The organism is Janibacter zhangyanbonis (assembly GCF_050507325.1).
GTDB lineage: Bacteria > Actinomycetota > Actinomycetes > Actinomycetales > Dermatophilaceae > Janibacter.
In genome coordinates this window covers 1,108,187-1,129,100 of record NZ_CP191481.1, presented here as the reverse complement: position 1 = coordinate 1,129,100, position 20,914 = coordinate 1,108,187, and the positions used below count along the sequence as shown (strand labels likewise).

Annotated in this window: 23 protein-coding genes; 3 read left to right on the top strand and 20 right to left on the bottom strand. The window is 73.2% G+C overall.

Annotated features, from left to right (window positions below):
• Positions 1-160: 160 nt before the first annotated feature.
• Entirely contained in the window at positions 161-1,318 is a 1,158-nt protein-coding gene (locus ACQBJO_RS05595; RefSeq protein WP_421006864.1) for a pyridoxal phosphate-dependent aminotransferase, read from the top strand.
• Between the two features lie 7 nt (positions 1,319-1,325).
• Here the strand turns inward: ACQBJO_RS05595 and ACQBJO_RS05590 are convergent, their stop codons facing one another.
• The 10 genes from ACQBJO_RS05590 to rplS form a co-directional block, all read right to left on the bottom strand.
• Positions 1,326-1,814, bottom strand: coding sequence for a murein hydrolase activator EnvC family protein (locus ACQBJO_RS05590; RefSeq protein ID WP_255185770.1), 489 nt, complete (start codon positions 1,812-1,814; stop codon positions 1,326-1,328).
• 95 nt (positions 1,815-1,909) lie between these two features.
• The gene (locus ACQBJO_RS05585) at positions 1,910-2,854 is read right to left on the bottom strand and encodes a tyrosine recombinase XerC (protein WP_421006865.1); all 945 of its coding nucleotides are present in this window, start codon (positions 2,852-2,854) and stop codon (positions 1,910-1,912) included.
• A 61-nt stretch (positions 2,855-2,915) separates the two neighbouring features.
• Positions 2,916-4,097: a DNA-processing protein DprA gene (dprA, locus tag ACQBJO_RS05580; RefSeq protein ID WP_421006866.1), complete on the bottom strand. Its 1,182-nt coding sequence runs from the start codon at positions 4,095-4,097 to the stop codon at positions 2,916-2,918.
• Complete coding sequence (locus ACQBJO_RS05575; RefSeq protein ID WP_255185767.1) at positions 4,094-5,635, bottom strand: YifB family Mg chelatase-like AAA ATPase; 1,542 nt, start codon at positions 5,633-5,635, stop codon at positions 4,094-4,096. Before ACQBJO_RS05575 ends, dprA begins: the two co-directional genes overlap by 4 nt.
• Complete coding sequence (locus ACQBJO_RS05570) at positions 5,632-6,003, bottom strand: YraN family protein (protein WP_255185766.1); 372 nt, start codon at positions 6,001-6,003, stop codon at positions 5,632-5,634. The genes ACQBJO_RS05575 and ACQBJO_RS05570 overlap by 4 nt, the downstream gene beginning before the upstream one ends.
• A 143-nt stretch (positions 6,004-6,146) precedes the next feature.
• The gene (locus tag ACQBJO_RS05565) at positions 6,147-6,461 is read right to left on the bottom strand and encodes a DUF2469 domain-containing protein (protein WP_255185765.1); all 315 of its coding nucleotides are present in this window, start codon (positions 6,459-6,461) and stop codon (positions 6,147-6,149) included.
• Positions 6,458-7,252: a ribonuclease HII gene (locus ACQBJO_RS05560; RefSeq protein WP_421006867.1), complete on the bottom strand. Its 795-nt coding sequence runs from the start codon at positions 7,250-7,252 to the stop codon at positions 6,458-6,460. The genes ACQBJO_RS05565 and ACQBJO_RS05560 overlap by 4 nt, the downstream gene beginning before the upstream one ends.
• Positions 7,249-8,070 carry a signal peptidase I gene (gene lepB, locus ACQBJO_RS05555; RefSeq protein ID WP_255185763.1) on the bottom strand — a complete coding sequence of 274 codons (822 nt, stop codon included), beginning with the start codon at positions 8,068-8,070 and terminating at the stop codon, positions 7,249-7,251. The genes ACQBJO_RS05560 and lepB (ACQBJO_RS05555) overlap by 4 nt, the downstream gene beginning before the upstream one ends.
• Before the next feature lie 121 nt (positions 8,071-8,191).
• A complete protein-coding gene (gene lepB / locus ACQBJO_RS05550; RefSeq protein WP_421006868.1) occupies positions 8,192-8,875 on the bottom strand; it encodes a signal peptidase I in 684 nt (227 codons plus the stop codon).
• Between the two features lie 35 nt (positions 8,876-8,910).
• On the bottom strand, positions 8,911-9,267 hold the full coding sequence (gene rplS, locus ACQBJO_RS05545) for a 50S ribosomal protein L19 (protein ID WP_255185761.1): 357 nt from the start codon (positions 9,265-9,267) through the stop codon (positions 8,911-8,913).
• Between the two features lie 184 nt (positions 9,268-9,451).
• Between rplS and ACQBJO_RS05540 the strand changes: the two genes are divergently transcribed.
• Entirely contained in the window at positions 9,452-9,829 is a 378-nt protein-coding gene (locus ACQBJO_RS05540) for a hypothetical protein (RefSeq protein WP_421006869.1), read from the top strand.
• Between the two features lie 29 nt (positions 9,830-9,858).
• On the opposite strand, the gene trmD is transcribed toward ACQBJO_RS05540, so the two are convergent.
• The 5 genes from trmD to ACQBJO_RS05515 form a co-directional block, all read right to left on the bottom strand.
• Complete coding sequence (trmD, locus tag ACQBJO_RS05535; RefSeq protein WP_421006870.1) at positions 9,859-11,058, bottom strand: tRNA (guanosine(37)-N1)-methyltransferase TrmD; 1,200 nt, start codon at positions 11,056-11,058, stop codon at positions 9,859-9,861.
• A 3-nt stretch (positions 11,059-11,061) separates the two neighbouring features.
• Positions 11,062-11,610, bottom strand: a complete 549-nt coding sequence (rimM, locus tag ACQBJO_RS05530; protein WP_421006871.1) for a ribosome maturation factor RimM — start codon at positions 11,608-11,610, stop codon at positions 11,062-11,064.
• A 90-nt stretch (positions 11,611-11,700) separates the two neighbouring features.
• Positions 11,701-11,943 carry an RNA-binding protein gene (locus ACQBJO_RS05525; RefSeq protein WP_068319604.1) on the bottom strand — a complete coding sequence of 81 codons (243 nt, stop codon included), beginning with the start codon at positions 11,941-11,943 and terminating at the stop codon, positions 11,701-11,703.
• Between the two features lies 1 nt (position 11,944).
• Complete coding sequence (gene rpsP / locus ACQBJO_RS05520) at positions 11,945-12,457, bottom strand: 30S ribosomal protein S16 (protein WP_255185757.1); 513 nt, start codon at positions 12,455-12,457, stop codon at positions 11,945-11,947.
• 209 nt (positions 12,458-12,666) lie between these two features.
• Entirely contained in the window at positions 12,667-13,128 is a 462-nt protein-coding gene (locus ACQBJO_RS05515; RefSeq protein ID WP_255185756.1) for an RrF2 family transcriptional regulator, read from the bottom strand.
• Positions 13,129-13,295: 167 nt separating this feature from the next.
• On the opposite strand from ACQBJO_RS05515, the gene ACQBJO_RS05510 reads away from it, so the two are divergent.
• Entirely contained in the window at positions 13,296-14,216 is a 921-nt protein-coding gene (locus ACQBJO_RS05510; protein WP_421006872.1) for a sulfite exporter TauE/SafE family protein, read from the top strand.
• A gap of 52 nt (positions 14,217-14,268) precedes the next feature.
• On the opposite strand, the gene ACQBJO_RS05505 is transcribed toward ACQBJO_RS05510, so the two are convergent.
• The 5 genes from ACQBJO_RS05505 to ACQBJO_RS05485 form a co-directional block, all read right to left on the bottom strand.
• Entirely contained in the window at positions 14,269-15,357 is a 1,089-nt protein-coding gene (locus ACQBJO_RS05505; protein WP_255185754.1) for an amidohydrolase family protein, read from the bottom strand.
• Between the two features lie 27 nt (positions 15,358-15,384).
• Positions 15,385-16,026: an SDR family oxidoreductase gene (locus ACQBJO_RS05500; protein WP_421006873.1), complete on the bottom strand. Its 642-nt coding sequence runs from the start codon at positions 16,024-16,026 to the stop codon at positions 15,385-15,387.
• Between the two features lie 68 nt (positions 16,027-16,094).
• Positions 16,095-16,871, bottom strand: coding sequence for an alpha/beta fold hydrolase (locus ACQBJO_RS05495; RefSeq protein WP_421006874.1), 777 nt, complete (start codon positions 16,869-16,871; stop codon positions 16,095-16,097).
• A 31-nt stretch (positions 16,872-16,902) separates the two neighbouring features.
• Positions 16,903-18,519, bottom strand: coding sequence for a signal recognition particle protein (ffh, locus tag ACQBJO_RS05490; protein WP_421006875.1), 1,617 nt, complete (start codon positions 18,517-18,519; stop codon positions 16,903-16,905).
• A gap of 10 nt (positions 18,520-18,529) precedes the next feature.
• Positions 18,530-20,902 (bottom strand): [protein-PII] uridylyltransferase, encoded by a 2,373-nt coding sequence (locus ACQBJO_RS05485; protein ID WP_255185750.1) that lies wholly within the window; start codon positions 20,900-20,902, stop codon positions 18,530-18,532.
• Between the last annotated feature and the right edge of the window lie 12 nt (positions 20,903-20,914).

Below are 20,914 nucleotides of genomic sequence, written 5' to 3'. Positions count from 1 at the left end.
CCCGACCGAGATCGGGACTGCCGTGGTGTGGCCCCGGATTCACAGTGATCTGATCACCCGGCGAGGAACACGCGAATTCATCCAGACAGACTGGATGTGCCCCTCATCCTACGGCGGCGGGGCGAAGGGGGGAAATCGTCGCCCCGCGTAGCCTGCGGGCATGAGCTCACCCCTCGTCGACCGCATGGAGCCGCACGCCGAGACGATCTTCGCGACCATGTCGGCGCTCGCCCTCGAGCACGACGCGGTCAACCTCGGGCAGGGCTTCCCCGACACCGACGGACCCGCGGAGGTCCTCGAGGCGGCACGGGCGGCGGTCGCGGCCGGCCACAACCAGTACCCGCCCTCGATCGGCATCCCGGCCCTGCGCGAGGCGGTCGCCGCGCACCAGGCGAGCTTCCACTCCCTTCGTCATGATCCGGCGACGGAGGTGCTCATCACCTCCGGGGCGACCGAGGCGATCGCGGCGAGCCTGCTCGGGCTGGTCTCCCCCGGCGACGAGGTCGTCACCTTCGAGCCCTACTACGACAGCTACGCGGCGGGCATCGACCTGGCGGGCGGGGTCCGTCGGACCGTCCCGCTGTCTTACCCGGACCTGACCTTCGACCCCGAGCAGCTCGCCGCGGCCTTCTCCGAACGCACGCGCGTGGTCCTGCTCAACACCCCGCACAACCCCCTCGGCAAGGTCTTCACCCGCGCCGAGCTCGAGGTCGTCGCCGACCTCGCCCGCCGGCACGACGCGTGGGTCATCAGCGACGAGGTCTACGAGCACCTGACCTTCGGCGTGCCGCACGTGCCGATCGCGACCCTGCCCGGGATGGCCGAGCGGACCCTGACGATCGGCTCGGCCGGCAAGTTCTTCTCCGTCACGGGGTGGAAGGTCGGCTGGGTCACCGGCCCCGCTCCCCTCGTGCGGGCCGCCCGCGTCGTCAAGCAGTACCTGACCTTCACGACCGCCTCTCCCCTGCAGCACGCCGTCGCCCACGCACTGGGTCTGGGACCGCAGGTGCTCACCGACCTCACCGACTCCCTCCGCGAGCGACGCGACCTGCTCGTCAGCGGGCTCGAGGCCGCCGGGCTCGACGTGCGCCCGTCGGACGGGACCTACTTCGTCGTCGCCGATGCCGCACTCCTCGGCGTCACCGACGCCCTCCAGTGGTGCCTCGACCTGCCCGCTGCCGCCGGCGTGGCCGCCGTGCCGGTGTCGGTCTTCTGCGACGAGCCGGAGCGGATGTCCTCGCTCGTGCGCTTCGCCTTCTGCAAGCAAGTGCCCGTCCTCGACGAGGCCTGCCGGCGGCTCGCCGCCTTCACCGGCTGACCCGGACTCAGCGGACGGGCAGCAGGATCACCCGCCGGGCACCGAAGAAGGTCATCGGGTCGAGGTATGTCGGGCCGCGCCGTGCGCCGAGGTGCAGGCAGGTGGCGGGGGCGCAGTGGCCGGCCTCCGGACCGACGGTGCCGATCTGCTGCCCCCGCCTGACGCGGTCACCGGTCGTGACACTCGCGTCGACCGGCTCGTAGGTGCTGCGGACCCCGCTGGCGTGCGTGACGCTCACCGTGCCGCGGCCGGCGATCCGCCCGCGGTGCGTGACGACGCCGTCGGCGACCGCGGTGGTCGGCGCGCCCACGAAGGTCGCGAGGTCGATGCCGCGGTGCCCGGCGCCCCACTGCTCCTGCGGTGCGTCGAAGGGGGCGACGACCGCAGGAGGTGCACCGCCACCCACCGGCCACGACCAGCGGTCGGCGGCCGGCGGGGGCGGAGGGCCGGTGAGCGCCCCGGCGAGGGCGAGGGCGACGAAGGGGACGGTGCTCATGGATCGAGCGTGGTCGCCCTGCGTCGCCGGTGGGACGGTGCCGGCGCGGCTGTGGACGGCGGAGCCGACGGCCGCGAGGGTGTGGACGACGTCGGTCAGGCGCGGGGATGGGCCTGCTCGTAGCTGCGGCGCAGGCGGTCGAGCGAGACGTGGGTGTAGATCTGCGTCGTCGCGAGCGAGGAGTGGCCGAGCAGCTCCTGAACCATGCGCAGGTCGGCGCCGCCCTCGAGCAGGTGGGTCGCCGCGGAGTGACGTAACCCGTGCGGGCCGACATCAGGGGCATCAGGGACATGGGCGAGCAGTGCGTGCACGACCTCTCGCACCTGACGGGGATCGACGCGGCGACCGCGCCTGCCGAGGAAGAGCGCCGGGCCCGAGCCATCGACGGCCACCCGAGGTCGGCCGCGCTCGAGCCACTCGCCGAGGGCCTCGTCGGCCGGCCCGCCGTAGGGCACGACCCGCTCCTTGCGGCCCTTGCCGAGCACGCGCACGACGCGACGGCCCCGGTCGACGTCGTCGACGTCGAGGCCGGTGAGCTCGCTGACTCGGATCCCGCTCGCGTAGAGCAGCTCGAGGACGGCCCGGTTGCGCAGGTGGATCGGGTCCTCGTCGTCCGCGGCGACGGCGGCCACGTCGAGGACGGCGGTCATCCCCTCGCGGGAGACGACGTCGGGCAGGGTGCGCTGCCGCTTGGGTGACGCCAGCCGCAGCGCGGGGTCCGTGGCCGTCCGGCCGGTGCGCGTCGTCCAGGCGAAGAAGGTGCGCACCGCCGCCGAGCGTCGGGAGAGCGTCGACCGGGCCGCACCGCTCGCGGCGAGCGTGCCGAGCCAAGCGCGCAGCTGGGCGAGCGTGACCTCGGCAACGCCGTCGCTGCCCTCGGCGGCGCACCACGTCAGGCAGGCCCTGGTGTCACCGACGTAGGCGCGGATCGTGTGCTCGGACCGGTCGCGCTCCCGCAGCAGGTGGGTCGCGAAGGCGTCGACGACCTCGCCGACCCACGCGGGGGGCGGCGCGGGCTCGGAGGTCGACGCGGCGCTCACCCCCTCACGGTGCCACGACCCACCTCCCTCCGGGCGGAGGCGACACCGGTCACCGCCCGGCTCATCGCGCTCGCCGCCACAGCCCCCCGTCGTCCTGCTCGACCCACCCGTCGATCGACATCGTCGCGATCTCGGCGAAGACCTCCTCGACCGGCAGCACGAGCTCGGCCGCCAGCTCCCCCGAGCTCGTGCCGCGACTGCGACTGAGCAGGTCGTGGATGCGGCGCTGCGGTGGGGTCAGCGCGTCGAGCTCGCGCGCGGGTCCGAGCTGCTCGACCGGCAGGTCGACCTCCTCACCCACCCGGCCGGCGAGCGCGAGCAGGTCGGCGGTGTCGGTGACGAGGCTGCCGCGATGCTTCTGGATCCACTCGTGGCAGCCGGCCGAGGACATCTGGGTCACCGGGCCGGGCACGAGCCCGACCGGGCGGCGCATCGCCTCGGCCCAGCCAGCGGTGTTGAGCGAGCCCGACCGCAGCCCCGCCTCGACGACGAGGGTCGCCCGCGACAGGGCAGCGATGATCCGGTTGCGCGAGAGGAAGCGGTGCCGCATGGCCACGGTCCCGATCGCCAGCTCGGTGATGACGACCCCCTGCTCGGCGACGGCCTCGACGAGCCGCCGGTTGCCCTCCGGGTAGACCCGGTCCGGCCCGCACGGGAGCACGGCGATGGCCGGTCCGTGGACCGCGAGCGCCCCTTGGTGGGCCGCGGCGTCGATGCCGAAGGCCGCGCCGGAGACGACCGTCCACCCCCGACCGGCGGCACCTGCCCCGATCTCCCGGGCGATGGCCTCGCCGTAGCCCGTGCTCGCCCGCGAGCCGACGATGGCGACGGCCCGGGCCGACAGGTCGGTGAGCGACCCCTGCCCCCGCACGTGGAGCAGGTGCGGGGACACGAGCGGGTGGTCGAGCGCGTCGGGCCAGTCGGCGTCGCCCGGGATCACGACCCGGGCACCGGTGCGCTCGACGCGGTCCAGCTCGCCGTCGACGTCGACCCCGGCCACGCGTGCCCGAGCGTTGTCCGAGCGGAGCAGATCTCCGTCCACGAGCCGGTGCCAGGCCTCCACGTGGCCGACCTCGGCGAGGGCTGACTGCAGGGCGTGCGGCGCATCGCTCACCCGCTCACGTCGCAGCTCGAGCACCCGCGACCACGCGACCCGTGCGCGCCGCTCGTCGGAACCGACCATCGCGTGGGCGCGGGCGACCTCGGCACCCGTCGGGGCGCCATCGCGCTCGGGCCGCCTCACGCCGCCACCGCGCCCTGCGTGCGGTACATCAGTGCCAGACCCACATCGGTCGGGCTCGGGACCGTGCGGCCGTTGAGGTCGGCCGAGGTCCACGCCAGCCGCAGGATCCGGTCGTAGCCGCGGACGGTCACCTGCCCGAGATCGAGCGCCCGGTCGAGGGTCGACGTCGTCGCCGACGGCAGCCGCCACGGGCGACGCCGCAGCTGCGGCCCCGGGACCTGGCTGTTGAGCGACCAGCCGAGGGGCTCCCAGCGGCGTCGCTGCACCTCGCGGGCAGCCAGCACGCGGGCCGCGACCGCCTCGCTCGAGTCGGGCGGGTCCTCGCTGAGGTCGGCCAGGCTCACCTTGGGCACCTGAACCTGGATGTCGACCCGGTCGAGCAGCGGACCGCTGAGCCGCGCGGCATAGGCGCGGCGCTCGGTCGGCCGGCACCGGCAGGCCAGCCCCTTGCCGTAGCCCTCGCCGCACGGGCACGGGTTGGCGGCGAGGACCAGCTGGACCCGCGCCGGGTAGGTGACCCGTTCGCGAGCCCGGGCGATGACCACCCTCCCGGACTCGAGGGGCTGGCGCAGCGCCTGCAGCACGGCCGAGCCGAACTCGGCGGCCTCGTCGAGAAAAAGGACGCCGTGATGGGCCTGGGAGAGTGCGCCCGGCAGCACCAGACCGGAGCCACCGCCCACGAGGGCCGCGACGCTGGCGGAGTGGTGCGGGGCGACGAAGGGAGGCACGACGTCGAGACCGGTCGGCGGGGCGGCCCCGACGAGGGAGCGCACGGCGAGGGTCTCGAGCGCCTGCTCGCGGGTCAGCGGCGGCAGGATCGTGACCAGCCGCTCGGCGAGCATGGTCTTGCCCGAGCCCGGTGGGCCGTTGAGGAGCAGGTGGTGCCCTCCGGCGGCGGCCAGCATGAGCGCCGTACGGGCCTCGTGCTGACCGGACACCTCGGCGAGGTCGAGCCGGCGTCCGCTGCGCGGCGGGCCGTCGCTCGAGGGCTCCGGTGCCTCGGGCAGCCGCTCCCCCGCACGCCGGCCGGACCGGTAGGCGAGCACGAGGTCACCGAGGGTCGTGGCCGTGGAGACCCGCACCCCTTCGACGAGCCGCGCCTCGCCGACGTCGTCGGGGGCGACGACGACGTGGTCGCACCCCGCTGCCTGGGCGGCGAGGACCGCCGGCAGGACCCCGGTCACATGACGCAGCCGGCCGTCGAGCCCCAGCTCGGCCAGGTGGGCGACCGGACGCACGGCGTCGGCCGGCACTTCGTCGCACGCCGCGAGCACCGCGACGGCGATGCCGAGGTCGAAGCCGGTGCCGTGCTTGGGGATCGCCGCCGGCGACAGGTTGACCGTCAGCTGGCGAGCGTTGAGCGAGTAGCCGGCCGAGATCGAGGCCGCCCGCACCCGCTGGGGCGCCTGCCTCAGCGCGGTGTCGGGCAGCCCGCCGATGTCGAAGGCCGGCAGCCCGCGTCCGACGTGGCACTCGATGTCGACGAGGTGCCCCGTGATGCCCCTCAGCGCCACTCCGCGGGTGACCCCGATGCTCACAGCCCGTCTCCCCTGACGTGCTGGACCCGATAGGTCTCGTCCGGCAGCAGGTGCAGGGCCACGACGTCGAGTCGCACACCGCTGGAGTCGACCCGGTGCTCGGCGAGCCACCGCCCCGCGAGCCGGCGCAGCCGGGCGAGCTTGGCCCGGGTGACCGCCTCGACCGGGTGGCCGAAGGCCAGGCTCCGCCGGGTCTTGACCTCGCAGACGACGATGACGTCACCGTCGCGCAGGACGAGGTCGATCTCCCCTTCGCGGCAGCGCCAGTTGCGGTCGAGCAACCGCATCCCCTGCTTCGTCAGGAAGCGCACGGCGAAGTCCTCGCCCTCTGCTCCCACCCTGGCCCGTGTGGGCTCCACCTCGGTCATCGCGACCACCTCCGGCACCCAGTCAAGGGCGGGCGAAGGGGGCGTGGCCGGGTCCGCGCGAGGTTGTGGACGACGCCGAGCGCGGCCACGAGCATGGGGACAACCGCCCCCGGCAGCCCGGGCCGCCGATGCGCGCGACGGGGCTAGAAGCCGCCCTCGGGCATCTCGAGCTCGGACTTCGCGAGCTCCTCGACGTTGACGTCCTTGAAGGTCACGACCCGCACCTGCTTGGCGAAGCGCGCGGGGCGGTAGATGTCCCACACCCACGCGTCCTGCATCGTCACCTCGAAGTAGACCTCCGCGCCCTCGCCGCGCACCTTCACGTCGACGCTGTTGGCGAGGTAGAAGCGCCGCTCGGTCTCGACGACGTGGCTGAAGAGGTGCACCACGTCGCGGTACTCGCGGTAGAGCGCGAGCTCCATCTCGGTCTCGTACTTCTCCAGGTCCTCAGAGCTCACCGGGACCTCCCTTCGCTCGTCGTCGTCGCGAGCAGCTCAGGGCCCACGCCCGCGACGCCCTCATCATCTCCCACGACCTGCGGCGCGACCGGGGCCACCCCCGGCAGCGACCACGAGCGGCGGTGCTGCTCGCTGGGCCCGTGCACACCGAGGGCGTCCATGTGCGCGCTCGCCGAGTAGCCCTTGTTGTCCTCCCAGCCGTAGTGCGGGTGCTCGCGCGCCAGCTCGACCATGCGGTCGTCGCGCTCGACCTTCGCCAGCACGCTCGCCGCTGCGACCGAGCTGCACCGCATGTCGGCCTTGATCATCGTGCGCACCGGAGGTGTCGACGCCCCGCCCGACAGCTCGGCGAAGAGCCCGACCTCCTCGGGGTCGGTCAGCCAGTCGTGGTTGCCGTCGAGCAGGACGAGGTCGGGCACGACGTCGATCCGGGCCAGCGCCCGCCGCCCGGCCAGACGCAGGGCGGCGATGATCCCGATCTCGTCGATCTCCTCCGGCTGCGCGTGACCGACGGCGTGCGCCAGGGACCACCGCTGCAGCCGCGGGACCATCGCCCGGCGGGCGGCCGGCGTGAGCAGCTTGGAGTCACGCACCCCGGCCGGCGCGGTGCGGCAGGTCTCGTCGATGACGACGACGCCGACGCTCACGGGCCCGGCGAGCGCACCGCGACCGACCTCGTCCATCCCGGCGAGCACCCGGTGCCCGGCCCGCTGCAGCTCGCGCTCGACACGCAGGCTGGGCTTGCCGGAGAGGCCTCGCCCGGAGCGGGGTGCGCGACGGGCGGTCGTCACGACGTGTGCGGCTCGCGCGCCGGTGGGCCCAGCGAGCGGTTGCTGCCTGCGTCCGGGACCTCCGTGTAGACCTCGGGGTAGTCGGACAGGGTCGTCATCCGGTTGAAGGGCCAGACCGTGACCACGGCTCGACCGACGACGAGGTCGATCGGCACCGAGCCCTTGTCGCCGTTGCCGCCCGGGTCGTGGAAGCGCGAGTCCGAGGAGTCGCTGCGGTTGTCACCCATGACCCACAACCGCCCGCTCGGCACGGTGATGTTGAACTCCTGCTGGCTCGCCTCGACGCCCGGCTTGAGATAGGGCGTCTCGTCGACGGGCTCGCCGTTGATGAGCAGCCGCCCCTCGGCGTCGCAGCACTGGACGTGGTCGCCGGGCAGGCCGATGACCCGCTTGATGAGGTGGCCCTCGGAGGTGTCGGGCAGCAGGCCGACGAACATCAGACCGCTGCGGATGCCGTCGAGCACCGGCCCGCGGTCGGTCTGCGGCGACGGGCTGAGCCAGTCGCCCGGGTCCTCGAAGACGACGATGTCGCCGCGCTTGATGTCGAAGGGACCCGGCGTGAGCTTGGAGACGACGACCCGGTCACCGACGAGCAGCGTGTTCTGCATCGACTCGCTGGGGATGAAGAAGGCCTGCACGAGGAAGGTCTTGACGACGAAGGACAGCGTCAGCGCCATCGCCAGGACGACGACGATCTCGCGGACTGCCGCGCCGAGCCGGGCTCCGAGTCCGCGATCGCTGCGCTCCCGCTCCTCGCGGGCCCGCTCGCGCTCTTCGTCCTCGGCCTCGGCGTGGGCCGAATCAGGGTCGTGTGCCACAGGTCTCTTCCTCTACCGCGCCCCGTTCCGGGACGTCATCCGTTCCAGTATCGCTGCTCGGGTGCCGCAGGACGGCATCCGAGCCCCCCCGTGTCCGAGCCCGTCCGCGGGCCGCCGCGGCTCAGTGCTCGAGACCGCCGACCCGGTCGAGCGGCCAGTAGCGCCACGCCACGTGACCGACGACGTCGTCGACCGGCACCATGCCGCCTCCCGGATCGCCGAGGTGGCTGCGGGAGTCGGCGGAGTCATCACGGTTGTCACCGAGGACGAAGAGACGACCTGCCGGGACCTCCACGTCGAAGGGGGTGTCGCAGGCCTTCGTGCCCGGCTCCAGCCAGGGCTCGTCGACCCGGTCGCCGTTGACGAGCAGGCCGCGCTCGGGCGTGCACGTCACCCGGTCGCCGCCGACGCCCGCGACCCGCTTGAGGAAGTCCTGCTCCCCGAGGTCGACGGACAGCGTCGAGGCGATCGCCGACAGCGAGCGGCCGATGATCCCGTCGGAGGCGAAGGGGGTGCGGTCGGCAGCCGCGAAGGTGTCGGTGCCGTCGAAGACGATGACGTCACCGCGCTCGATCTCGCCCGCGCCGATCTTCGTGACGACGACCCGGTCCCCCGGCATGATCGTCGGCTCCATCGACGCGCTCGGGACGTGGAAGGACTGCATGACGAAGGCCCGCACGAGCACGACGAGCAGGACGGCCACGCCGATCTCGAGGAGCAGCCGGCGCGCCGGACGCACGTCGACCCCCGCCGGGTCTCCAGCGGGGGTCGAGGTGGGGGTGTCCTGGGTGGGCTCGGTCGACATCGAGGTCAGCCTAGAGCCCCTGTCAGGCAGCTGGGTCAGCTCGCGGGGGTCTCGCGACGCTCGCGGATGCGGGCAGCCTTGCCGCGCAGGTTGCGCAGGTAGTAGAGCTTCGCGCGGCGGACGTCACCACGGGTGGCGACCTCGATCTTCTCGATGACCGGGGTGTGCAGCGGGAAGGTGCGCTCCACGCCGACGCCGAAGGAGACCTTGCGGACGGTGAAGGTCTCGCCCACGCCGCCGCCGTGGCGGCGGATGACGACGCCCTGGAAGACCTGGACACGGGAGCGGTTGCCCTCGATGACCTTGACGTGGACCTTGACGGTGTCGCCGGCCCGGAACTCGGGGATGTCGTCCCGCAGGGACGCCTTGTCGATCTCGTCGAAACGCTGCATGGCGCTGTCGCTTTCCTGCGGACGCCACAGGTCGCCCGCCCTCGTCAGTACTGTGTGAGGAGTCGCGCCCACCGCCGCGTGCTGCGGGTGGTCGGTGCCTGCTGGCATCGTCTCTCCCGGCACTCCCCCTGTGGCAGGGGCGGTGTCAATGAGCGCGATGTCCGATTCTGCCAGAGGGGAGCGCATGTCCACCAATCGAGTCGTGACGGCCGAGCCCTCCACGACAGCTGCCGCCCCGTCGACCGACGGGCGCCGCCCCCTTCGCATCGTCGGTGCCCTGCTGACCGTCGCGCTGCTCGCCCCCTCCGCCGCGCTGCTCGCCTCGCGGGTGCGTGGCCTGCTCACCCTCGAGGACGGGAGCGCCCCGGCCTGCGAGGGCGCCGCCGTCGTCGGCCGGGTCCTGCAGCTGGGCCTGCCGACGGTCTTCCTGCTGCTCGCGATCCCCGGCGCGCTGCTCTCCCTGGGGCACCGCGCCCAGGGCTGGGTGTGGCTGCTGCTCGTGCTCGTCGGAACCGCCGGGCTCGAGGTCGCCCTGCGGGTGTGGCTGCCCGGCTGCCTGTAGCCCTTCGAGACGACTCGTCCCTCGCCTCCTCAGGAGCGGCGCCGCCGGGTGAGGTCGACCGTGCCGGGGCCCTCGCCGGGCCCGCAGACGCGGTAGCCGGCCTTCTTGTAGAGCCGCAGCAGCCGCTCCTGGTCTGCTCCGGTGTTGAGCCAGTAGGTGCTCGTGTCGGACGGGGCCAGGGCCTCGGCGTGCGCGAGCAGCGCCCGCCCGAGGCCGCGCCCCTGCAGGTCGGGGGCGACCATGAGCCGCCCGATCTGCCAGGTCGTCGGCTCCTGCGGGTCGCGGCGCACCCGTACCGACCCCACGAGCCGCCCCTGCGAGCGGAAGAGGTGCGTCGTCCAGTGCTCGAGGTTGTCGGCGACCGTCGCGGCGTCCTCGGCCGGCGCGCCCCACCAGTGCTGCTGCGGGGTGACCATCTCGATCCAGCAGGCCTTCTGCAGCACCGTCAGCTCGGCCGCGTCGGCGCGGGTGGCGACCGAGTGCTCGAGGCCGGCGAGCTCCGAGGTGGTCGCCGCGACGTGCAGCAGGTCGGGGCGACGCGCCGCCGTGCGGGCGAGGCGCTGCTCGTGGCGCCACTGCGCGATCGCCCCGTGGTGGCCACCGAGGAGGATCTCGGGGACCGCTCGCTCGACGCCGTCGCCGTCCTGCCACACCGCGGGCTTGGTGTAGATCGGGTACTCGAGCAGACCCCCTTCGTGCGACTCCTCGACGAGGGACTCGGCATTGCCGACGACCCCCGGCAGCAACCGGCCGATGGCCTCGACCATCGCGAGGACGGCGACCTCGCCGCCGTTGAGCACGTAGTCGCCGAGCGAGATGACCCGCACCGGCATCCGCTCGGCGGCCCACTCGTAGACCCGCTCGTCGATGCCCTCGTAGCGACCGCAGGCGAAGGCGAGCCACGGTGCCTGCGCCAGCTCGCGCGCCGTCGCCTGGGTGAAGCGCTCACCCCCCGGGCCGGGCACGACGAGAACCGGCGCCGGGCCGGTCGTCTCGTCGGCGGAGTCGAGCACGTGGGTGAGGGCCTCGCTCCAGGGCTGCGGCTTCATGACCATGCCCGCTCCCCCGCCGTAGGGGGTGTCGTCGACGGTGCGGTGCCGGTCGTGGGCGAAGTCGCGCAGGTCGTGCACCCGCAGGTCGATGATCCCGTCCCGGCGTGCCTTGCCGATGAGCGAGATGTCGAGGGCGCCGAGGTAGTCGGGGAAGATCGAGACGGCGTCGATGCGCACGGCTCACTCCCCCTTCGCGTCGAGGTCCAGCAGACCGGGGGGCGCGTCGACGACGAGCCGGCCGGCCTCGGGGTCGACCTCGGGGACGATCGCCTCGACGAAGGGGACGAGCGCCTCGCTGCCGTCCGGTCGCCGCAGTCGCAGCCGGTCCTGGGCGGCGCCGAGCTCGAGGGCGACGACCTCACCGACGACGGCGCCGTCGGGCGCGACCGCGGTCAGGCCGACGAGGTCCTCCTCGTACCAGCCCTCGTCGTCCTCAGTCGGGTCCGGCTCGCCCTCCGCGAGCACGAGGCGGGTGCCGCGCAACGACTCCGCGCCCGTGCGGTCGGGGATCTCCTCGAAGCCGAGCAGCCAGATGCCCCGGTGCACGCGGGTCGTCGCCAGGGTCAGCCGGCGCGGTACGCCCGAGCCGGGCTGGGCCCGGGTCTCGAAGACGGCGCCCGGGACGAGGCGGCTCTCCGGGTCGTCCGTGTGCAGCTGGACGGTCACCTCGCCGCGCAGCGCGTGCGGCTTGCCGATGCGGGCGACGACGTGGCCCTGCGTGGAAGTCATGCCGGACAAGATATGTACCCGCGGCCCGACATGGCGAATGGCCGCCACCCCGCAGGGTGACGGCCATCCGTCATGACGTGGGCGCTGCCCTCAGCGCTCGCGGTCGGTGTCGACGATGTCGATCCGCACGTTCTCCCCGCCGGAGAGCGCACCGAGGACGGTGCGCAGGGCGGAGGCGGTGCGGCCGGAGCGACCGATGACGCGACCCAGGTCGTCGGGGTGCACGCGCACCTCGAGGATCTGGCCGCGACGCAGGTTCTTGCTCCGGACGACGACGTCGTCCTTGTGGTCGACGATGCCGGTGACCAGGTGCTCGAGCGCCTCGTCGAGCATGTCAGGCCTCGGTGGTGGTCTCGGCCTCGGCCGGGGTCTCCTCGGCGGGGGCCTCGGCAGCCTCGGCCTCGGCCTTCTCCGCAGCAGCCTTCTCCTCGGCCGCCTTCTTGTCGGCGGCCTCCTTGTCGGCCTTCTTCTTCGCGGTGATGGCCTCGTGCTCGGCACCCTCCTTGTCGGAGGAGGCGAGAGCGGCCTCGTAGAGGTCCTTCTTCGAGGTCTTGGGCTCCTTGACCTTCAGGGTGCCCTCGGCGCCGGCCTCGCCCTTGAACTTCTGCCAGTCACCGGTGACCTTGAGCAGCGCGGCGACGGCCTCGGTGGGCTGGGCGCCCTGGGCGAGCCAGTACTGCGCGCGCTCGCTGTCGATGTCGATGACCGAGGGCTCCTCGGTGGGGTGGTACTTGCCGATCTCCTCGATCGCCCGGCCATCGCGCTTGGCGCGGGAGTCCATGATGACGACGCGGTAGAACGGAGCGCGGATCTTGCCCATGCGCTTCAGACGGATCTTGACGGCCACGTGAGTGGTCCCTTCGTTTCGTGAGCACGGCGAGACCGTGCGCGGTTCGCACGGGGTATCGAGCTCGGGGTGTAGGCATCCGGCGCGCAGCAGCGCGGACGGGTACGGCGGCGATTCTTCCACGAGGGGCCACCCCCGGCCAAAACACGTCAGGACGAAGGGGCGGGACGTCACCCGCCGCAGGGATCACCTCGGCCCAGACAGCGCTCTCAGCGGTTCTCCCAAGCCCCCGGGGCGGCGACGGCCTCGGTGACCGCGTCCGGGAAGTCACCACTGAGGACGTCGGCGAGGGTGGTGCCGTCGAGGACGGAGCGGACGCTGGAGCGCACGGCCACCCACACCGTGCGCAGGTGGGTGGCAGCCCCCTCGTAGCTCGTGGCCTGCGGACGCTCCCCCCGCACCTCGGCGAGCGGGCCGTCGACGGCACGGATGACGTCACCGACGGCGATCTGGTCGGCGGGCCGCGCGAGCAGGTAGCCCCCGCTGGCACCCATGCGGCTCGTGACGAGGTCGGAGCGGCGCAGGTCCGCGAGGATCGCCTCGAGGAACTTGCGCGGGAGCTCCTGGTCCGCGGCGAGCCGGACGACCGAGACGGGGCCGCCCCCTTCGCTCGCCGCCGCGAGGGTGAGCATCGCGCGGACGGCGTAGTCCGATCGGGCCGAGATGTCCATGCCGCCCAGTATCCCTTGGGGCACGCTCCCGGGAGACCACACCCTGAGACATAACTGACCGTTACTTGACCCATAAGCAGACCGTGGGCAAAACTCCCCCTAGTCCCATGGGAGAAGCAGTGACTTCGCCCGGGCGCCGCACACTCCTCACGGAAAGAGTCCTCCGTATGCGCAAGCTCGTCCTCCTGGCCGTCGTCGGCCTGCTCGCCCAGCTCGTCGACGGGTCCCTCGGCATGGCCTACGGCGTCACGACGACGACGCTGCTGCTGGCCATCGGCACCAACCCGGTGGCCGCGTCCGCCACGGTCCACCTCGCCGAGATCGGCACCACCCTCGTCTCGGGCGCCTCGCACTGGCGCTTCGGCAACGTCGACTGGCCGGTCGTGCTCAAGATCGGCGTCCCCGGCGCCGTCGGCGCCTTCGCCGGCGCGACCTTCCTCGCCAGCCTCGACACCTCGACGGCCAAGCCGGTCATGTCCGGGATCCTGCTCGCCCTCGGCCTCTACGTCCTGCTCCGCTTCACCTTCAAGGGTCTGCGCAAGGACCGCCTCGGCACGCCGCTGCGCAAGCGCTTCCTCGCGCCGCTCGGGCTCTTCGGCGGCTTCGTCGACGCGACCGGCGGTGGCGGCTGGGGCCCGGTCGGCACCCCCGCGATCCTCGCGAGCGGCCGGCTCGAGCCCCGCAAGGTCATCGGCTCGATCGACACGAGCGAGTTCCTCATCTCCGTCGCCGCGAGCATCGGCTTCCTCGCCGCCCTCGGGTCGCAGGGGATCGCCTTCTCCTGGGTCGCGATGCTCTTCATCGGTGGCGCCATCGCCGCCCCCATCGCCGCCTGGCTCGTGCGCACCATCCCGCCGCGCATCCTCGGCTCGCTCGTCGGCGGCCTGATCGTCCTGACCAATGCCCGCACGATCATCGGCGGCGACGGCCTCGCCCTCGGCAGCAGCGCCGTCTGGGGCATCTACGCCGTCATCTGGGTCGGCTGGATCGCCGCCGTCGCCTACAGCTACCGCGCCCACCGCGCGGAGGTCGCGGCCGAGGCCAACTCCCCCGAGGACGAGCGCGAGCTCGTCGCCGAGCCCGCCTGAGCGTCTCCCCCGCGAGCCCCGGGATCATCGGACGACCCGATGGTCCCGGGGCTCAGCCGCCTCCGACCCGAGCGCCCCGCAGGATCACGTGCGCCGGTGTGCCGCAGGCCCGCACGTCCTCACGGGGGTCATCGGCGAGGACGACGAGGTCGGCGTCCTCCCCTTCGGCGATGGCGGGGTGACCCAGCCAGTCACGGGAGCGCCAGGTGCCGGCGGCGAGCGCCTCACGAGTGGTGAATCCGGCCCGGGTCAGCAGCTCCATCTCCTGCGCGACGAGACCGTGGGGCAGCGAGCCGCCCGCGTCGGTGCCGACGAAGACGTCGATGCCGGCGTCGTGGGCTGCGGCGATCGTCTCGAAGCGCCGTTCGTGCAGCTGCAGCATGTGCCGGTGGTAGTCGGGGAACTTCTCCGCGGCGGGGGCCGCGATCTGCGGGAAGGTCTCGATGTTGACCAGGGTGGGCACGATGGCGATGCCCTGCTCGGCGAAGGCCGCGACGGTCTCGGGCACGAGCCCGGTCGCGTGCTCGATGCAGTCGGTGCCCGCCGCGGCGAAGTCGGCGAGGGACTCCTCGCCGAAGCAGTGGGCGGTCACCCGCGCCCCCTCCTCGTGGGCGGCAGCGATCGCCTCGACGAGCACCTCACGCGGCCAGCAGGGAGCGAGGTCGCCGACCCCGCGGTCGATCCAGTCGCCGACGAGCTTGACCCAGCCGTCGCCGGCGCGGGCCTCGGCCCGCACCCGCGAGACGAGCTGCTCGGGCTCGACCTCGTGCGCGTAGTTGCGGATGTAGCGCTTGGTGCGAGCGATGTGCCGGCCGGCGCGGATGATCTTGGGCAGGTCGTCGCGCTCGTCGATCCATCGCGTGTCGGCCGGGGAGCCGGCATCGCGGATGAGCAGGGTCCCCGCGTCACGGTCGGTGAGCGCCTGCTGCTCGCTCGTCGCGTCGTCGACCGCCCCGTGGGCGTCGAGTCCGACGTGGCAGTGCGCGTCGACGAAGCCCGGCAGCACGTAGCCGGTCACCGTCTCGACGTCACCGCTGGTCGGCGGCGTGAAGGAGACCTTGCCGTCGATGACCCACAGCTCCGGCACGCTCTCCTGCTCGGAGACCAGCACCTCGCCCTTGACGTGCAGCACATCAGCCATGTCGGCAGGCTATCCAGACTGCTCGGGTCAGCGCAGGGCCTCGTCGATCGGCGTGCTGCCGTCGTGGAACTCGATGGTGCGCCGCACGGTGCCGTTGGCCTCGAGGGTCGCCGCGATGACCCGGGCGACATTGGCTCGCGAGACCTGGCCGCTCCCCTCCCGGCCGACCTGGATCTTGCCGGTCGGCGGGTCAAGGGTCAGGCTGCTCGGCCCGAGGACGGTCCAGTCGAGGTCGGTGCCGCGCAGGTGCTCGTCGGCCGCGGCCTTGGCCTCGGCATATGCGTGGAAGGGGTTGCTCGGGTCGACGCCGTGGTCGGGCCCGGCGCCGCAGTAGCTCAGCATGACGTAGCGCCGCACGCCGGCCTGTCGCGCGGCCTCCATCGAGCGGATCGCCGCGTCCTGGTCCACGGCCCGGGTGCGCTCGGGGTCTCCCCCGCCGGCGCCGGCGGACCACACGACCGCGTCGTGGCCCGCGAGGACCTCAGCGATGCCGTCGGTGTCGAGCATCTCGACATCGGCGACGTGCGGGGTCGCCCCTGCCGCCTCGACGTCGGCGGCGTGATCGGGGTTGCGGATGACGGAGGTCACCGAGTGCCCGAGCTCGGCGAGGATCGGGGCGAGCAGCAGGGCCACCTTGCCGTGGCCACCGATGACGACGATGTGGGACATGATCGGGTCCTCTCGGTCGGGGTGCCCGGCATGACCGCCGGACACCTCCACTCCATCACACCCCGGCGTCAGCGTGACGAGGTGATGAGCGCCCGCAGCGACTGGAGCGTCACCTCGGGCGCCTCGGAGTGCACCCAGTGCCCGGCGCCCTTGACGGTCACGAGCCGCACCCGGGGGAAGAGCCGTCGCATCTCGGCGAGCTCGTCGTCGGTGACGTAGAGGGAGCGCTCGCCGGCGAGCCACAGCACCGTCTTGTCGAAGGGGGCGAGACCCGCCACCTCGTCGGTGGGCCAGCCGCCGATGGTGGCGATGTCGCGGCCGATCACCTCGAGGTTGGGCTGCCAGCGCCAGCCCTCGCCCTCACGGCGCAGGTTCTGCAGGAGGAAGGCCCGGACCCCCGGGTCGGGTGCGGCCTCGCGCATCGCCTCGTCGGCCTGCTCACGGGTGGTGATGCTGCCGAGGTCCATCGCCTGCATCGCGGCGATGTAGGTCTCGAACTCGCTGAAGCTGCTCGTCGCGGCGGGCGAGATGTCGACGACGCACAGCCGGTCGACGAGCTCGGGGTGGCGCAGGGCCACGAGCATCGCGATCTTGCCGCCCATCGAGTGCCCGACGACGATCCACGGCTCCTCCGGGTCGATCGCCCGCAGGTTGTCGGCGACGATGTCGGCGGCCGCCGGGTAGTCGAAGCGCTCGGTCCACGGCGACCGTCCGTGGTCGGGCATGTCGAGCAGGGTCGGCCGGCTGATGTCGGCCAGCCCCTTGGCGATCTGGGTCCAGTTGCGCCCCTGGCCGAAGAGCCCGTGGCAGAAGGCGACCCGGGGGCCGGAGGTCCCCGAGGTCACCGCGTGGAGCGTCGGCGAACCCATCGGTCGATCAGCTGCCGCCGCCGAGGAACTTCTCGAAGCCCTTCGGCAGCTGGCTCGGGTCGAGGTCGGCCGGCAGGCCGCCCTGGCCACCGGCAGCACCGCCGCCGCCGAAGGCGGACCCGGCGGGACCGCGCCCGGCCGCCTTCTCGGCGGCCTCGCGCTCCTGCTGGGCGCGCTTGGCGGGGTTGCCCGACTTGCCCTTCTTCTTGGGCTGCTTGGTCTGCTTCTTGCGCCCGCCGCCCATGCCGGGGACACCGGGCATGCCCGGCATGCCGCCGCCGCGGGCGAGCTGCTTCATCATCTTCTGCGCCTCGGTGAAGCGCTCGAGGAGCTGGTTGACCTCGGAGACGGTCACGCCCGAGCCCTTGGCGATGCGCGAGCGACGCGAGCCGTTGATCTGCTTGGGGTGGGTGCGCTCGAAGGGGGTCATCGAGCGGACCATCGCCTCGACCCGGTCGAACTCGCGCTCGTCGAGGTTGTCGAGCTGGGCGGACATCTGGCCCATACCCGGCATCATCTTGAGCATCGACTTCAGCGAGCCCATCCGCTTGATCGCGGACATCTGCTGGAGGAAGTCGTCGAAGGTGAAGTCCTCCTCGGCGAGGAACTTGCGCTGCATCTCCTCGGCCTCGCCGCGCTCGAAGGCGCGCTCGGCCTGCTCGATGAGCGTCAGGACGTCACCCATGTCGAGGATCCGGCCGGCCATGCGGTCGGGGTGGAAGACCTCGATGTCCTTGGTCTGCTCGCCGGTGGAGGCGAACATGATCGGCCGCCCGGTCGTGCCGGCAACCGACAGCGCGGCACCACCGCGGGCGTCACCGTCGAGCTTCGACAGGACGACACCGGTGAAGTCGACGCCCTCGGCGAAGGCCCGCGCGGTCTCGACGGCCGCCTGGCCGATCATCGAGTCGATGACGAAGAGGACCTCGTCCGGCTCGACGGCGGCGCGGATGTCGGCCGCCTGCTGCATGAGCTCGGCGTCGACGGCGAGACGGCCGGCGGTGTCGACGATGACGACGTCGTGGTGCTGGGCCTGCGCGTGGCTGATGCCGGCGCGGCTGACCGAGACCGGGTCACCGAAGGAGCGGGTGCCCTCCCCCGACTCGAGGACCGCGTCGTGGCCGCCGGTGTTGCCGCGCTCCGGCGCGAAGACCGGGACGCCCGCACGCTGACCGGTCACCTCGAGCTGGGTGACGGCATTGGGGCGCTGCAGGTCGGCCGCGACGAGGAGCGGGGTGTGGCCCTGCTCCTTGAGCCAGGCGCCGAGCTTGCCGGCGAAGGTCGTCTTGCCGGAGCCTTGGAGGCCGGCGAGCATGATGACCGTCGGCGGCCGCTTGGCGAACTGGATCGTGCGGGTGTTGCCACCGAGGATCGTCACGAGCTCGTCGTTGACGATCTTGATGACCTGCTGGGCGGGGTTGAGGGCCTGGCTCACCTCCGCGCCGGTGGCACGCTCGCGCACCGCGGCGGTGAACTCCTTGACGACGGGCAGCGCCACGTCGGCGTCGATGAGGGCCATCCGGATGTCCCGGACGGTCTTGTTGACGTCGGACTCGGACAGGCGCCCCTTGCCGCGGAGGTTCTTGAAGGTCGCGGTCAGGCGGTCGGACAGGCTGGTGAACACCCGGCCAAGGTTATCTGCCCGCGGCGCTCCCTTCGTCACCGTCTCCGTCACACCCGTCGATGACGGCCGAGACGGCCCGGGCCACGGCGGCCGGCCCGAGCTCACGACCATCGCGGTCGGTGACGTAGAAGGTGTCGAGGGTCTGGCCCGCGTGCGTGGAGATGTGCGCCGACCGGACGCTGAGCCCCTCCCCCGCGAGGACGAGGCCGAGGTCGTGCAGGAGCCCCGGTCGGTCCTGCGCGCGCACCTCGATGACCGTCGCCCCGCTGCCGGCGCTCGGCAGCACGAAGGCGCGGGCGCCGCCGGCCGTCCCGGACCGTTCCGGGGCGCGTCGGCGCCGGGCGAGGGAGCCGAGCGCCGCACGGTCACCTGCCTCGAGGCGGGTGAGGCCGGCGGTGATCCGCAGCGGCTCCGGCGGGTCGCCTCCGGGCGACTCGACGAACCACTCGTCGACGGCGATGCCGTCGACGGTCGCCAGGCGGGCCCGACGGACCGTCATGCCGTGCGCGGCGAGCAGGCCCGCGGTGTCGGCGAAGAGGCCCGTCCGGTCCCGGCAGTGCACGGTGAGCGTCCACCCACCCGGCCCCGGCTCGACGCGCACGTGCGGTCGGCCGGCGACGACGTCGCCGATGGCCTCGTCGTCGACCCGTGGGGCGGGCGCGAGGGGCGGCACGGGCGGCGCGACCCCGGTGAGCCGGGCGCGGACCTGTCCCGTGAGCGTGTCGAGCAGGCTGGCGCGCCAGTCGGTCCAGGCCGCGGGCCCGGCAGCCCGGGCGTCGGCGACGGTGAGCGCCCGCAGCAGCTCGAAGGTCTGCGCGTCCTGCCCGACGAGGTCGCCCACGGCCGCCGCGGTCGCGGGGTCGGACAGGTCGCGCCGGGTGGCCATCTCGATGAGGGTCAGGTGCTCGCGGACGAGCAGCACGACGACCTCGCGGTCCTCCTCGGCCAGGCCCCAGCGCCGCAGCACGCCGTCGGCGAGGTCGGCGCCCGTGCGCGAGTGGTCGCGGGCACCAGCGATCTTGCCGATGTCGTGGAGCAGGGCGGCGAGCAGCAGCAGGTCGGGCCGGGCGACGTCGCGGGCGAGCGCCGCCGCCCGGGCGACGGTCTCGAGCAGGTGCCGGTCGACGGTGTGCCGGTGCACGGGGTTGTGCTGCGGGCGGCACCGCACCGCGGTCCACTCCGGCAGCCAGCGCTCGACCACGCCGACCTGGTCGAGGCCCTCCCAGACGGCCTCGAGCCCGGGGCCGGCGGCGAGCAGGTCGGAGAGCAGGTCGCGGGCCTGCTCGTCCCACGGTGTCGGCAGGTCGGGGCAGGCCGCGAGGTTGGCGAGGGTCTGCGGCGCGAGCGGCAGCCGGTGGCGGGCCGCGACGACGGCAGCACGAAGGGGGAGGCTCGCGTCGACCCCGACGAGCCGGGTCGAGCCGAGGACCGCCTCGCCGTCGTGCGCGAAGAGCCCGTGGCCGAGCGGGGTCATCGTCGGTCGGCGGGGTCCGACCCGCAGCGTGCGGGCCCGCTGGCTCTGGCTGGCACGCCGCATCGTCGACTCCAGCGCCCAGGCGATGGTCCGGGCCGAGCTCGAGACCTGCGTCAGCAGGTCGTCGGGGTCGGCCAAGCCGAGCAGGGCGGAGACGGCGTCGTGCTCCTCGCGCAGGAGCCGGTCACGACCGCGGCCGCTCACGACGTGCAGCGCGTCGCGGACGTCGAGCAGCCGGGTGAGGGCCGGCCCGACCGCGCCGTGGGGGCGGTCGGTGAGCCAGGCGCGGGTGAGCGCGTCGAGGACGGTGACGTCGCGCAGGCCGCCCAGGGCCTCCTTGAGGTCCGGCTCGACCTGCTGGCTGAGGTCGCCGTGCCGGTGGTGACGGGCCCGCACCGTCTCGACGAACTGCGGCAGCCGGGTGCGGGCCCCGGAGCGCCAGTCGTGCGCGACGGTGGAGCGCACACCGGCGACGAGCTCCTCGTCACCGACGACGAGGGAGAGGTCGAGCAGGCCGACGGCCGCGGACAGGTCGTCGCGGGCGACGGCCCGGCACTCGGCGGACGAGCGCACGGAGTGGTCGAGGGCCAGGCCCGAGTCCCAGATCGGGTACCAGAGCCGGTCGGCCATGGCCGTGAGATCGCCGGGGCGGATGCTGCGCCCGTCGTGGACGAGCACGAGGTCGAGGTCGCTCAGCGGCCCGGACCAGCCGCGGCCGAGTGAGCCCACGGCGGCGAGCGCGATCCCCTCGCGCTCCCCCACGGCCTCCCGGTAGAGGTCGGTCAGCCAGCTGCGGGTCGCCTCGCCGATGGCCGCCCGGCGTGCCTCGCCGGCACCGGGGAGGGTGAACTCCCGGGTGCCGGCGAGGTCGAGCCGCGCGGATCGCATGTCGCTTCCGGTGCGGGTCATGTGGGGTCCGAG